A 13,270-nucleotide genomic window follows, 5' to 3' on the forward strand; every position below is an offset into this window, starting at 1 on the left:
ACACTGGCCGGTGCTTTTTTCTCAAACCGCGCTAGAACTTCTGCCCACATTGCTTTCGTCACCCTGACTGGAGTTTTGTGGGATTTTATCAAAGACCTTGAAAGGGCTGGCTCTTACAGCGGGTCACTTTTGGAAGAGCGCCAAAAGTAACCAAAAGCGCTTTGCCCCACCACTCGGTGCCTCGCTCAGGCTCGGCATGCCTGAACGAAGGYATTGCTCCGTGGGCCGCCGCGAAGGGCCATCCATGGCCCAGCGCGGCTAWCCCGGCATCCATGCCGGGATGCCCACTGCGCAATACCTTCGTTCAGCCAGCGTGGTTAATGGGGCGCCCCAGATCAAAAACAAAACCGAGGCGGCCTGATAGCCGACCTGGTTCTTGGTGAGACCGCGTTTTTCCTGTGGGAGCGGGCTTGCTCGCGAAAGCGGTGGATCAGTTTGCAATGATGTTGGATGGTACCGACGCCTTCGCGAGCAAGCCCGCTCCCACAGGGTTCTGCGGCGTCTGGGCATCTTGTGGCTGCCGAAAATCCATGTGGGAGCGAGCCTGCTCGCGAAGGCGGTGCTCCAGTCGATGAAAATGTTGGATGTGCTGGCCTCTTCGCGAGCAGGCTCGCTCCCACAGTGGTTCTGTGTTGAATATAAATTTTGTGTTCGCTGAAATTGGATGTGGGAGCGAGCTTGCTCGCGATGGCGGTGGTTCAGTCACATGGATGTTGAGCTGACTGGCCCCATCGCGAGCAAGCTTTGCTCACACAGATCTGATGGGTGTACGACCGGGAGAGCCAGGTCGGCTACTAGGCCGCCTCGCGGTGGACGTTGATCTCAGCGCCCCGTTAACCACGCTGGCCGAACGCAGGCATTGTGGAGTGGGCAACCCGGCATGGATGCCGGGATAGCCGCGCTGGGCCATGGATGGCCCTTCGCGGCGGCCCACGGAGCAATGCCGGAGTGAGGGCACACCGAGCCTAAGCGAGGTGCCAAGTGGTGGGGCAGAAGCGCTTTGGTTACTTTCGCGCTTTTCGAAAGTGACCCGCCGTCAGGGCGGAACCCTAAGCCGCCGTTACCAAAGAAACGGATATACACCCGATAAAAGCACCACAGCGGGCCCCCAGCCAAACTCAGCCCGCCACCAACACCCGAATCGCCTCCAAACGCAACGCCGCCTTCTCAAGCATCGCCAGCCCTTGCTCGCGCTGTTGGCGCAGGGCTACCAGTTCGCTGTCGCGCACGGTCGGGTTGACCGCTTGCAGGGCGGTCAGGCGGGCCAGTTCCTCGTCGGTATCGGCGGCCAGGCGACGTTGGGCCTCGGCCACGCGTTCGGCGTGACGCGGGGCGATCTTTTCTTCGCCGGCATTGATCCGTGGCGTGAGCTGGTCGCGCTGGGCCTGGATGAACTTGTTGGCGCTGGCGCGGGGCACGCTTTCGAGCTGGTCGTTCAAGGTTTCGAACGAAACCCGGGCGGCCAGGTCGTTGCCGTTGGCGTCCAGCAGGCAGCGCAGGGCGGCCGGCGGCAGGTAGCGGCCCAGTTGCAGCGAGCGCGGGGCCACTACTTCACTGACGTAGAGCAGCTCCAACAACACGGTGCCGGGCTTGAGGGCCTTGTTCTTGATCAGCGCCACGGCGGTGTTGCCCATGGACCCGGACAGCACCAGGTCCATGCCGCCTTGCACCATCGGGTGCTCCCAGGTGATGAATTGCATGTCTTCGCGAGACAGCGCCTGGTTGCGGTCGTAGGTGATGGTCACGCCTTCGTCGTCGCCCAGCGGGAAGCTGGCGTCGAGCATTTTTTCGCTCGGCTTGAGAATCAGCGCGTTTTCCGAATGGTCCTCGCTGTCGATACCAAAGGCGTCGAACAGGGTTTCCATGTAGATCGGCAGGGCGAACTGGTCGTCCTGCTCGAGAATGGCTTCCACCAGCGCATCGCCTTCACCAGCGCCGCCGGAGTTGAGCTCCAGCAAACGGTCGCGACCGGTGTGCAGCTCGGCTTCCAGGCGCTCGCGTTCAGTACGGGCCTCGTCGATCAGCGCTTGCCACTGGCCATCGTCGGCTTCTTCCAGCAATGGCAGCAGGCGTGGGCCGAACTGGTGTTGCAAGGCGTTGCCGGTCGGGCAAGTGTTGAGGAAGGCATTCAGGGCTTCGTGATACCACTGGAACAGCCGCGCTTGCGGGCTGGTTTCCAGGTACGGCGCGTGGAGTTCGATGGTGTGTTTCTGGCCGATCCGGTCCAGACGTCCGATACGTTGCTCGAGCAGGTCCGGGTGCGCTGGCAGATCGAACAGCACCAGGTGATGGGCGAACTGGAAGTTGCGGCCCTCACTGCCGATTTCCGAGCAGATCAGCACCTGAGCACCGAACTCTTCGTCGGCGAAATAGGCCGCCGCGCGGTCGCGCTCCAGGATGTTCATACCCTCGTGGAACACCGTGGCCGGGATGCCGGAACGCACGCGCAAAGCGTCTTCCAGGTCCATGGCGGTTTCGGCGTGGGCACAGATCACCAGTACTTTGGTGCGCTTGAGCATTTTCAGGGTGTCGATCAGCCACTCGACCCGCGGGTCGAAGCGCCACCAGCGCTCTTCTTCGCTGGCGTCCGGCTGGGCCTGGAAGCTGACTTCCGGGTACAGCTCGGGGTGATCGCCCAGGGGCAACTCGAGGTACTCGTCCGGGCACGGCAGCGGGTAAGCGTGCAGCTTGCGCTCGGGGAAGCCCTGCACAGCGGCGCGGGTGTTGCGAAACAGCACGCGACCGGTGCCGTGGCGGTCCAGCAGTTCACGCACCAGGCGGGCACTGGCTTCGACATCGCCATCACTGACCGCGGTCAGCAAGGCTTCGCCTTCATTGCCCAGGAAGCCCTGGATGGTTTTGTGGGCCTCAGGCGAAAGACGGCCTTTGTCCAACAACTCCTGCACGGCTTCGGCCACCGGGCGATAGTTTTCGCTTTCGGCGCGGAAGGCCTTGAGGTCGTGGAAGCGATTCGGGTCCAACAGGCGCAGGCGAGCAAAGTGGCTGTCCTGGCCTAGTTGTTCCGGGGTTGCGGTCAGCAGCAGCACGCCCGGGATTGTCTCGGCGAGTTGTTCGACCAGCGCGTACTGCGGGCTGACCTGATCTTCGTGCCACACCAGGTGATGAGCCTCGTCGACCACCATCAGGTCCCAGCCGGCGGCGAACAGCGCGTCCTGGGCCTTCTCGTCGTCCACCAGCCACTCCAGCGCCACCAGGGCCAGTTGAGTGTCTTCGAACGGGTTGCTGGCATCGCTTTCGATGAAGCGTTCTTCGTCGAACAGCGCGACTTGCAGGTTGAAGCGCCGGCGCATTTCCACCAGCCATTGGTGCTGGAGGTTTTCCGGCACCAGGATCAGGACGCGGTTGGCGCGGCCGGACAGCAGTTGACGGTGGATGACCAGGCCGGCCTCGATGGTCTTGCCCAGGCCCACTTCGTCCGCCAGCAACACACGCGGCGCAATGCGGTCGGCCACTTCACGGGCAATGTGCAATTGGTGGGCGATTGGCTGGGCACGGACGCCGCCCAGGCCCCAAAGCGAAGACTGTAACTGGCGGCTGGTGTGTTCCAGGGTGTGGTAGCGCAGGGAGAACCAGGCCAACGGGTCGATCTGGCCGGCGAACAGACGGTCGCTCGCCAGGCGGAACTGGATAAAGTTCGACAGTTGGGTTTCGGGCAGGGTGACGACTTCGTTCTGCCCGTTGAGGCCGTGGTAGACCAGCAGCCCATCGACGTCATCGACTTCGCGCACGGTCATTTTCCAGCCTTCGAAGTGAGTGATCACATCGCCCGGCGAAAACCGTACACGGGTGAGCGGCGCATTCCGTAGCGCGTACTGGCGAGTGTCGCCAGTGGCCGGATAGAGCACGGTCAACAAGCGGCCGTCCTGTGCCAGAACGGTGCCTAAACCCAGCTCGGCTTCGCTGTCACTGATCCAGCGTTGCCCCGGTTGATACTGCTGCGCCATGCTGCCTGACTCCCGCCTTGAAAAAGCCGGTTATCTTAACGGAAGGATCCCTCAGACCAAAGGATTTACGTACGTTGATTAGTTAGCGACGGCATGGAACTTACGCTTGCCCAGCGATCAAACAAGCTCGGCCCCGGGGATCGCTGCAATGCCAACTGGGTCACAAGTTTCAGACCGGCGGTTCAAGCTGCCACTTTCCCAGCCGACAACCTGAAGACAGGAGACCTTTATGTTGCCACCCATGCTCCCTTTGAGCGCCGTACCCATCACCGCTCAACAGGATCCGGTTCGCCAGCGACCGGACATACCGCCCGTGGTCCCGGTGCAGCCAAGCTCCAACGAAAGCACCATCGACCTGCAAAACCGCGACCCGGAAGAGGCCGCGCTGCTGTTGCGCGAGGAGCAGCGTCGCCGGCAGGAGCGCGATAAGCGCCACCGCGAGGCCAATGACGATCCTGAAGAACACCTGGCCGTACCGGGTACCGAACTCAACGCCGACAATACCGTGCCGGTGGTGCCGCTGATAGACGAAGAGTCGCGCCAGGGCTTGTGGGTCGATATCCAGATCTGATTCAGGTGTTTGCCGACGTACGCAGGCTGGTCAACGCCGCCAACAGCCCGCATCATGGGCGCATCCGCAATTCACTGCACGATGCCCACACGCCATGAGCCAAGACGACAAGCTGATCGACCTCAGTGCCGAGCGCGCCAAGCGCGTTCACGACCTCAACGAAAAACGCCTCAATGAAGTCCGCCAGGCTTTCGAGCAGGCCATGCCGTTGGGCAAGCCCAAGAAAAAGCCGAAAAACAAACCGAAAAAGCGCTGAACCCCCTCGATCCATTGATGCAGATCAGTTATTTCCCCACCTTTTCGCCCCGTTGCGGGCGTTATTGACCCCGGTCAATTTTCATCCAGGCCTGATTGGTTAACTTGAACCCATCGCAACAGGGGCAAGACCAGGAGGCCAGTCATGTTTTTCGATAATGTGGTGTTTGCCGGGGTGCTGACGGTTGGCCTCATGGTCGTATTTTTCGCAGGCTTTGGATTATTCATCTGGAAAGACGCACACAAGCGGAAAAAACCGTAGGTCTTTCCGGCTGCAACGAGCACGCAAGGCATTTTGGGCGACTTCGGTCGCCCTTTTTTTTGGGCAAATTTTCCCTGTTTGACACAAAACAACTGTGTGAGCGTTGGGCATAAAAAAAGGTGCGAGCCGCAAGGGTCGCACCTTCTTTTTTGAGCCGCTGGAATCAGCTGCCCAGGGCCTTGGACGCCAGCCAGAACAGCCCGGCCGACAGCGCCACCGTGGCTGGCAGGGTCAACACCCAGGCCAGCAGGATGTTGCGCACGGTGCCACCTTGCAGGCCGCTCTTGTTCGCGACCATGGTGCCGGCTACGCCCGAGGACAGGACGTGGGTGGTGGAAACCGGTAGGCTGAAGATGTTCGCCATGCCGATCATGCACGCGGTGGTGATCTGCGCCGACATGCCCTGGGCGTAGGTCATGCCTTGCTTGCCGATCTTCTCGCCGATGGTCAGTACCACACGCTTCCAGCCGATCATGGTGCCCAGGCCCAGCGCCAGGGCGACCGCCAGGATCACCCAGAACGGGGCGTACTCGGTGGTGGCGGTCAGGTCCTTGCGCAGCTTGTTCAGGTCGTCTTTCTCACGGGCTGCCAGGCCTGGCAGCTTGCCGACTTTCTTCGCCGTGTCGTCCAGGCAGAGCAGGTAGCGACGAACCTCGATGCGTCGTTCCGACGGCAGCGAGTGGTAGTCGGCCACGCCTTTGAGCGTGTCGAGCAGGGCATTGATGGTCGGCTCGGTCTGCTGCGGGTTGCAGCGGAATTTCTCCGGCAGATCGCCTTTCACGCTTTTGCCCAGCGCCAGGTATTCACCCAGGGACTCGTTGTTGCGTTGGTAGAACTGGCTCAGGTGCAGGGTCGCGTCACGGGTCCGCTCGATCTGGTAGGTGGTGCTGCCCAGGTCCAGTACAAACTGTGCCGGCACGATACCGATCAGCACCAGCATGATCAGGCCGATACCTTTCTGACCATCGTTGGAGCCGTGGACAAAGCTGACAGCCATGGCCGAGATCACCAGCACCAGGCGGTTCCAGAACGGCGGGTGCTTCTTGTCGTCGATCTGGCGGCGTTGTTCCGGTGTCTTGTGCATCTTCGACAGCGGGCGCCACCATTTCAGGCCGATCAGCACCAGGGCGGCGATCAGGAAGCCTGCCATGGGCGAGAACACCAGGGAGGCGCCGATATCGATCGCCTTCTGCCAGTTCACCCCGTCGGCCAACGGGATATCGTTGATCAACGCGTTGGCCAGGCCCACGCCGAGGATCGAGCCGATCAAGGTGTGGGAACTGGACGCCGGGATACCGAAGTACCAAGTGCCCAGGTTCCAGGTAATGGCCGCTGCGAGCAGCGAAAACACCATGGCCAGCCCGTGTCCGGTGTTCACATTGATCAGCAGCTCTACGGGCAGCAAGTGAACGATGGCGTACGCCACCCCCACACCGCCCAGCAGCACGCCGAGGAAATTGAACACACCGGAAAAGAACACCGCCAGATGAGGCGGCATGGCTTTGGTGTAGATAACAGTGGCAACCGCGTTAGCGGTGTCATGAAAGCCGTTGATGAACTCGAAGGCGAGGACAAAAGCCAGGGCGAGCAAGAGGCTCACAAGCACCCAAGCATCCAGTCCGCTGAATAAATCGATCATGAAGGTTTTCTGACCCGGTCATAAGGGGGCGCGATTATGCCAGAAAACCATGGCAATCGATGCATTGCCTGCTCATCGGCAACATTCTTCAACGAAATAATTTGTAGGAATGCCTCTGGCGCGAGGTTTCCCGTGGGGCACGTAACCCTTTGATTCAGGGGCGCAAAGCGTCCCGGAACCTGATCGCCGCCCGCTGTAGAGCACTTCGAGCGGTTGTATGAAATATCTGAAAAGAGGGTCGGCCATGAACCTTCCCGGTCGTCGGACGGGAGTGGATGGCGGCCCGCTCATGGCGGGCGTGCGCTGTGGTTTCCGGCCTGGGTGGCGGCCGGAGACCTCTTCACAAGAACGTCAGGCCCAGAGCGTCACTGCTCTTCGGCCTTGAGTTCTTTTTCCATTTTCTGGAGTTCCTGGGTGAAGGCCTGGTCCTGAACGGTGGCGCGCTTACGCCAGGGTTTGCGTTCCGGTTCAGGCTGCGCGGCGTAGGTGGTGACTTCCCCGCCGTAAACTTCCTTGTAACGTTGTTCCTGGCGCTCAAGTTCCGCGCGCAGTTCGTCTTTCGTCACAGTTGTACCTAATTAATTGAAATTGAATCTGGTGATACGCACTGCATGTAGGCATGCAGACGGCCACGGCACCAGAGCTGACAGCTGACGTAGCATCAGGGCTTCGTGTTGTTGCCAATACAGGGGAAGCGACCCTAAAGGTGCTTCGGGCGCCAGGGTATTAACCAAGGTGCCTGCGTACGGGAGCGGTCGATTGGCCGTACCGTCGCTGAGTTGCATTATAGCGGTCCAGCTGAATAACACTATCGGGAAATATTTAAAGGGGCCGGTTGTTGTGTGAATCGATGTTTGTATGTGCAAACTTGTGTCAATCAGGTTTCAGAAGATGCTTGCTAGTGCCGATATCCTGATGCCGTTCAAGGCGACAAGTTCAATATCGCCCGCGCTTTCACGTCAAATCGCTTGTCACTCTCGCTCAACTTGTTATCGAACGTTCGACGGCTGGCGAACTCATGATACCGGGTAGGATTGCGATAATCGGTTGCTGGTTCGATAATCGAACGCTGTTGACGGTCCGACCCTTGTCTGTCCGTCGGGCAGCCGCTTGTAATAGCCGTCATTCCCGGGGAAGGACCAGACATGAACGACCAATTGCGCAATGCTTTCACTTCAGTCGCGCCGCCGATTGTCGCGTCGCCGGCCAAGCGGATCCAGGCCCTGACCGGCGATCCTGATTTCATGACGTCCCTGGCCCGCGGATTGGCCGTGGTCCAGGCCTTCCAGGAGCGCAAGCGGCACCTGACCATCGCCCAGATCAGCCATCGTACGGAAATCCCTCGCGCCGCCGTCAGACGTTGCCTGCATACCTTGATCAAGCTTGGCTACGCCACCACGGACGGACGCACTTATTCGCTGCTGCCCAAAGTGCTGACCCTGGGGCACGCCTATCTGTCCTCGACGCCCCTGGCCGTTTCTGCCCAGCCGTACCTGGACCGCATGAGCGAGCAACTGCACGAAGCCTGCAACATGGCCACGCTCGAAGGCGACGACATCCTCTATATCGCCCGGTCAGCCACCACCCAGCGCCTGATTTCGGTCGATCTGTCGGTCGGCGGGCGTCTGCCAGCCTATTGCACTTCGATGGGCAGGATTCTCCTGGCGGCCCTGGATGATGCTTCGTTGCGCGACTACCTCGACCACGCCGACCTGCAAGCCAAGACCAGCCGCACCTTGCATACCCCCGAGGCATTGCTCGAATGCCTGGAACAGGTACGGCAGCAAGGCTGGTGCATCGTCGACCAGGAACTGGAACAGGGCCTGCGTTCGATTGCCGTGCCGGTCTATGACGCTTCCGGCCAGGTGGTGGCGGCACTCAACGTCAGTACCCATGCCGGACGGGTCAGCCGCAATGAGCTGGAACAGCGCTTCCTGCCAGGCCTGCTGGGGGCTAGTCGCGATCTGAGCGCGCAGCTGTTCACTTAAGCTGTTCGATAAACGCACACAGTCGGCGGCGATGAATTGACGGTATTTGCCTGCCCTCATTAATGTCGCGCAGCGTCATCCGGCGGGTTTCGCCGGTCCCTGATCGTTCGCCTGCGTTTATCGCGTGGAATAAAAATAAAATGAACCAGCCCCAGACCTCCGTAGGCAACTGCCTCGACGTGCAGTCCTTCATCAATGCCCAACCCATTTCGCGCTACCAGTGGCGGGTGGTGATTCTCTGTTTCCTGATTGTTTTCCTCGACGGCCTCGATACAGCGGCCATGGGCTTCATCGCCCCGGCGCTGTCCCAGGACTGGGGCATCGATCGCGCCAGCCTTGGCCCGGTGATGAGCGCCGCGCTGATCGGCATGGTGTTTGGCGCATTGGGCTCAGGGCCGCTGGCTGATCGCTTCGGACGAAAAGTCGTGCTGGTGGGCGCGGTCCTGTTGTTCGGCGCGTTCAGCCTGGCGTCGGCCTACAGCACCAACGTCGATCAATTGCTGGTACTGCGTTTCCTGACCGGCCTGGGTTTGGGCGCCGGGATGCCGAACGCCACCACTTTGCTCTCGGAATACACCCCGGAACGCAAGAAATCCCTGTTGGTGACCAGCATGTTCTGCGGCTTCAACCTGGGCATGGCCGGCGGCGGGTTCATCTCCGCCAAGCTGATACCGGCGTTCGGTTGGCACAGCCTGCTGCTGATTGGCGGGATCCTGCCGTTGATCCTGGCGGTCGTGTTGCTGTTCTGGCTGCCAGAGTCGGCGCGTTACCTGGTGGTGCGCAATCGTGGCACCGACAAGGTGCGCAAGACCCTGGCACCGATCGAACCGAACACGGTGGCCCAAGCGGCGAGTTTCAGTGTGCCGGAACAGAAAACCGTGAAAGCCCGCAATGTGCTGGCGGTGATCTTCTCCGGCACCTACAGCGCTGGCACCTTGCTGCTGTGGCTGACCTATTTCATGGGCCTGGTGATCGTCTACCTGTTGACCAGTTGGCTGCCGACCCTGATGCGCGACAGCGGCGCGAGCATGGAGCAGGCGGCGTTTATCGGTGCGCTGTTCCAATTCGGCGGCGTGCTGAGCGCCGTCGGGGTGGGTTGGGCGATGGACCGGTTCAATCCGCACAAGGTCATCGGCATTTTCTACTTGATGGCCGGGCTGTTTGCCTACGCAGTGGGGCAGAGCCTGGGCAACATCACCTTGCTCGCCACCCTGGTGCTGGTGGCCGGCATGTGCGTCAACGGCGCGCAATCGGCGATGCCTTCCCTGGCCGCGCGTTTCTACCCGACCCAGGGCCGGGCCACCGGTGTCTCGTGGATGCTGGGCATCGGTCGTTTCGGCGCGATCCTCGGCGCCTGGATGGGCGCGACCCTGTTGGGCCTGGGCTGGAACTTCGAACAAGTCCTGACCGCCCTGGTGATCCCGGCGGCCCTGGCGACCACGGCGGTGGTGATCAAGGGCATGGTCAGCCATGCGGATGCGACCTGAGCCCGCGACATAACCCCTGTGGAAGACAAATCTGAGGGCATGCAGGCTCCCCACAGGGGGCTCTGTGTGCTTGGGCGAATATAGATAGCCAAACAACAATCTGTTCGATAAACGAACGCTCAGTCGATTATCGGATTGTTTGGCTTTTTCCCCCGGCTTAATCTTCAGTCACTCCGGCGCTTAACCTCGCGCCTTTTTCTTCATGTCGGTCTACTGGAAAACGGGAGCCTGCCCCATGGCTGAAATCCTTTCGCTGCACGACGCGGTGAAGCAATTCGTCAACGACGGCGATACCGTCGCGCTCGAAGGCTTCACTCACCTGATTCCTACGGCGGCGGGTCATGAAATCATTCGTCAGGGAAAGAAAGATCTGACCCTGGTACGCATGACACCTGACCTGATCTACGATCAGTTGATCGGCGCCGGTTGTGCTCGCAAGTTGATTTTCTCCTGGGGTGGCAACCCTGGCGTCGGGTCGTTGCACCGCTTGCGCGATGCGGTGGAGAAACAATGGCCACAGCCGCTGGAGATCGAGGAACACAGCCATGCCGACCTGGCCAACGCCTACGTCGCTGGTGCCTCCGGCCTGCCGTTCGCGGTGCTGCGAGCCTACGCCGGTTCCGACCTGCCGAAGGTCAACCCACTGATCAAGAGCGTGACCTGTCCCTTCACCGGTGAAGTTTTGGCCGCTGTACCTTCGGTGCGCCCGGACATCACGGTGATCCACGCCCAGAAAGCCGACCGCAAGGGCAACGTGCTGCTGTGGGGCATTCTCGGCGTGCAGAAAGAAGCCGCCCTGGCCGCCAAGCGTTGCATCGTCACCGTGGAAGAAATCGTCGACGACCTGAACGCACCGATGAACGCTTGCGTGCTGCCGACCTGGGCATTGAGCGCCGTGTGCCTTGTGCCGGGTGGCGCTCATCCGTCCTACGCCCACGGCTACACCGAGCGTGACAACCGTTTCTACCAGGCGTGGGATCCGATCGCCCGGGACCGTGAGACCTTCACCGCCTGGATCAACGAATACATCCATGGCACTAAAGACTTCAGTGAATTCCAGGCCAGACTGGCAGCCGCTTCGCAGGTGAAACCATGACTTACTCCACCAACGAAATGATGACCGTCGCCGCGGCGCGTCGCTTGAAGAACAATGCCGTGTGCTTCGTTGGCATCGGCCTGCCGTCGAAAGCGGCCAACCTGGCGCGGCTGACATCGTCGCCGGACGTCGTGCTGATCTACGAATCCGGCCCGATCGGTGCCAAGCCCAGCGTACTGCCACTGTCCATCGGCGACGGTGAGCTGGCGGAAACCGCTGATACCGTCGTACCGACCGGTGAGATTTTTCGCTACTGGCTGCAAGGCGGACGCATCGACGTCGGTTTCCTCGGCGCAGCCCAGGTCGACCGTTTCGGCAACATCAACACCACGGTGGTGGGCGACTACCATCAGCCGAAAGTCCGCCTGCCGGGTGCTGGTGGCGCGCCGGAAATCGCCGGTTCGGCCAAGAGCGTGTTGATCATCCTCAAGCAGTCGGCGCGCTCGTTTGTCGACAAGCTGGATTTCATTACTTCGGTCGGCCACGGTGAAGGCGGCGATTCGCGCAAACGCCTGGGCCTGCCGGGCGCCGGTCCCGTCGGTATCATCACCGACTTGTGCATCATGGAACCGGAAGCCGACACCCATGAGTTCGTGGTCACCGCGCTGCACCCTGGCGTGACCCGCGAGCAAGTCATTGCGGCCACCGGGTGGGCGATTCGTTTCGCCGATCAGGTGCAAACCACCGCCGAACCGACCGAAGTGGAGCTGCGCGCACTGCGCGACCTGGAAGCTCGTACTGCGGCGGCCCACGGCCAGGCACCGGGAGAAGCCTGATGCGCGACGTTTATATCTGTGATGCGATTCGAACCCCCATCGGTCGGTTTGGCGGCGGTTTGTCCGCCGTGCGTGCCGATGACCTGGCGGCCGTGCCGATCAAGGCGCTGATGGAGCGCAACCCATCGGTGGACTGGAGCGCGGTGGACGAAGTGTTTCTCGGCTGCGCCAACCAGGCCGGCGAAGACAACCGCAACGTGGCGCGCATGGCGCTGCTGTTGGCGGGCCTGCCGGAAAGCATTCCCGGCGTGACCCTCAACCGCCTCTGCGCCTCGGGCATGGACGCCATCGGCACGGCGTTTCGCGCCATCGCCAGCGGTGAGATGGAACTGGCCATCGCTGGCGGCGTGGAGTCGATGTCCCGTGCGCCATTCGTAATGGGCAAGGCCGACGCGGCGTTTTCCCGCAACATGAAGCTGGAAGACACCACCATCGGCTGGCGTTTCATCAACCCATTGATGAAAGCCCAGTACGGTGTGGATGCGATGCCGCAGACCGCTGATAACGTGGCGGATGACTACGCCGTGTCCCGCGCCGACCAGGATGCTTTCGCCTTGCGCAGCCAACAGCGCACGGCAGCGGCCCAGGCGGCAGGTTTTTTTGCCGAAGAAATCGTTCCGGTGCGCATCACCCATAAAAAAGGTGAGACGGTGGTCGAGCAGGATGAGCATCCTCGCGCCGATACCACGCTGGAAACCTTGAGCAAACTCAAACCGGTCAATGGCCCCGACAAGACCGTCACTGCCGGCAACGCCTCGGGTGTCAACGATGGCGCGGCTGCACTGATCCTGGCGTCGGCCGAAGCGGTTAAAAAGCACGGCCTGACGCCGCGCGGCAAAGTGCTGGGCATGGCCAGTGCTGGCGTCGCGCCACGGGTGATGGGCGTCGGGCCGGTGCCGGCGGTGCGCAAGCTCATTGAGCGCCTGGGCCTGGCGGTCGCGGACTTCGATGTGATCGAGCTCAATGAAGCGTTTGCCAGCCAGGGCCTGGCGGTGCTGCGCGATTTGGGGTTGGCGGACGATGCGCCGCAGGTCAACCCGAACGGCGGCGCCATCGCCCTCGGCCATCCACTGGGCATGAGCGGGGCGCGCTTGGTGATGACGGCGCTGCACCACTTGGAAAAGACCGGTGGCAAGAAAGGCTTGGCGACCATGTGCGTCGGCGTCGGCCAAGGGCTGGCGCTGGCGATCGAACGCGTCTGACGCGTCGTTCTACTAATAAGAATCCGAGG

At 61.3% G+C, this 13,270-nt stretch carries 11 protein-coding genes; 8 read left to right on the forward strand and 3 right to left on the reverse strand.

Going from position 1 to position 13,270, the window contains the following annotated elements; all coding sequences use genetic code 11:
* Positions 1-1,118 precede the first annotated feature (1,118 nt).
* Complete coding sequence (rapA, locus tag ASC85_RS13405) at positions 1,119-3,965, reverse strand: RNA polymerase-associated protein RapA (RefSeq protein ID WP_057449677.1); 2,847 nt, start codon at positions 3,963-3,965, stop codon at positions 1,119-1,121.
* Positions 3,966-4,194: 229 nt separating this feature from the next.
* Between rapA and ASC85_RS13410 the strand changes: the two genes are divergently transcribed.
* From ASC85_RS13410 to ccoM, 3 genes are all read left to right on the forward strand, one after another.
* A complete protein-coding gene (locus tag ASC85_RS13410; RefSeq protein ID WP_057449678.1) occupies positions 4,195-4,536 on the forward strand; it encodes a hypothetical protein in 342 nt (113 codons plus the stop codon).
* A gap of 94 nt (positions 4,537-4,630) precedes the next feature.
* Positions 4,631-4,792 carry a hypothetical protein gene (locus ASC85_RS32605; protein ID WP_003184513.1) on the forward strand — a complete coding sequence of 54 codons (162 nt, stop codon included), beginning with the start codon at positions 4,631-4,633 and terminating at the stop codon, positions 4,790-4,792.
* A 144-nt stretch (positions 4,793-4,936) separates the two neighbouring features.
* Positions 4,937-5,053 (forward strand): cytochrome c oxidase subunit CcoM, encoded by a 117-nt coding sequence (gene ccoM, locus ASC85_RS33515; protein WP_014336959.1) that lies wholly within the window; start codon positions 4,937-4,939, stop codon positions 5,051-5,053.
* A gap of 163 nt (positions 5,054-5,216) precedes the next feature.
* Here ccoM and ASC85_RS13420 read toward each other — a convergent pair whose 3' ends face one another.
* The gene (locus ASC85_RS13420) at positions 5,217-6,692 is read right to left on the reverse strand and encodes an inorganic phosphate transporter (protein ID WP_057449679.1); all 1,476 of its coding nucleotides are present in this window, start codon (positions 6,690-6,692) and stop codon (positions 5,217-5,219) included.
* Positions 6,693-7,057: 365 nt separating this feature from the next.
* Positions 7,058-7,258 carry a hypothetical protein gene (locus ASC85_RS13425; RefSeq protein ID WP_003184509.1) on the reverse strand — a complete coding sequence of 67 codons (201 nt, stop codon included), beginning with the start codon at positions 7,256-7,258 and terminating at the stop codon, positions 7,058-7,060.
* Between the two features lie 579 nt (positions 7,259-7,837).
* Between ASC85_RS13425 and pcaR the strand changes: the two genes are divergently transcribed.
* The 5 genes from pcaR (at position 7,838) to pcaF (ending at position 13,241) form a co-directional block, all read left to right on the forward strand.
* Positions 7,838-8,680: a pca regulon transcriptional regulator PcaR gene (gene pcaR / locus ASC85_RS13430; protein ID WP_014336961.1), complete on the forward strand. Its 843-nt coding sequence runs from the start codon at positions 7,838-7,840 to the stop codon at positions 8,678-8,680.
* Between the two features lie 140 nt (positions 8,681-8,820).
* Entirely contained in the window at positions 8,821-10,167 is a 1,347-nt protein-coding gene (locus tag ASC85_RS13435) for an MFS transporter (protein ID WP_003198637.1), read from the forward strand.
* Between the two features lie 235 nt (positions 10,168-10,402).
* Positions 10,403-11,263 carry a CoA transferase subunit A gene (locus ASC85_RS13440; protein ID WP_057449680.1) on the forward strand — a complete coding sequence of 287 codons (861 nt, stop codon included), beginning with the start codon at positions 10,403-10,405 and terminating at the stop codon, positions 11,261-11,263.
* Positions 11,260-12,039 carry a CoA-transferase subunit beta gene (locus tag ASC85_RS13445; protein WP_014336962.1) on the forward strand — a complete coding sequence of 260 codons (780 nt, stop codon included), beginning with the start codon at positions 11,260-11,262 and terminating at the stop codon, positions 12,037-12,039. Before ASC85_RS13440 ends, ASC85_RS13445 begins: the two co-directional genes overlap by 4 nt.
* Positions 12,036-13,241 (forward strand): 3-oxoadipyl-CoA thiolase, encoded by a 1,206-nt coding sequence (gene pcaF / locus ASC85_RS13450; protein WP_172681394.1) that lies wholly within the window; start codon positions 12,036-12,038, stop codon positions 13,239-13,241. Before ASC85_RS13445 ends, pcaF begins: the two co-directional genes overlap by 4 nt.
* Positions 13,242-13,270 lie beyond the last annotated feature (29 nt).

It is taken from the genome of Pseudomonas sp. Root401 (genome assembly GCF_001425105.1).
In the GTDB taxonomy this organism is placed as follows: Bacteria; Pseudomonadota; Gammaproteobacteria; order Pseudomonadales; family Pseudomonadaceae; genus Aquipseudomonas; species Aquipseudomonas brassicacearum.

What these genes read in the sequence shown, in the direction of transcription:
- rapA (WP_057449677.1), bottom strand. Translation starts at nt 3,965, where the DNA reads ATGGCGCAGCAGTATCAACCGGGGCAACGCTGGATCAGTGACAGCGAA.
- ASC85_RS13410 (WP_057449678.1), top strand. Translation starts at nt 4,195, where the DNA reads ATGTTGCCACCCATGCTCCCTTTGAGCGCCGTACCCATCACCGCTCAA.
- ASC85_RS32605 (WP_003184513.1), top strand. Translation starts at nt 4,631, where the DNA reads ATGAGCCAAGACGACAAGCTGATCGACCTCAGTGCCGAGCGCGCCAAG.
- ccoM (WP_014336959.1), top strand. Translation starts at nt 4,937, where the DNA reads ATGTTTTTCGATAATGTGGTGTTTGCCGGGGTGCTGACGGTTGGCCTC.
- ASC85_RS13420 (WP_057449679.1), bottom strand. Translation starts at nt 6,692, where the DNA reads ATGATCGATTTATTCAGCGGACTGGATGCTTGGGTGCTTGTGAGCCTC.
- pcaR (WP_014336961.1), top strand. Translation starts at nt 7,838, where the DNA reads ATGAACGACCAATTGCGCAATGCTTTCACTTCAGTCGCGCCGCCGATT.
- ASC85_RS13435 (WP_003198637.1), top strand. Translation starts at nt 8,821, where the DNA reads ATGAACCAGCCCCAGACCTCCGTAGGCAACTGCCTCGACGTGCAGTCC.
- ASC85_RS13440 (WP_057449680.1), top strand. Translation starts at nt 10,403, where the DNA reads ATGGCTGAAATCCTTTCGCTGCACGACGCGGTGAAGCAATTCGTCAAC.
- ASC85_RS13445 (WP_014336962.1), top strand. Translation starts at nt 11,260, where the DNA reads ATGACTTACTCCACCAACGAAATGATGACCGTCGCCGCGGCGCGTCGC.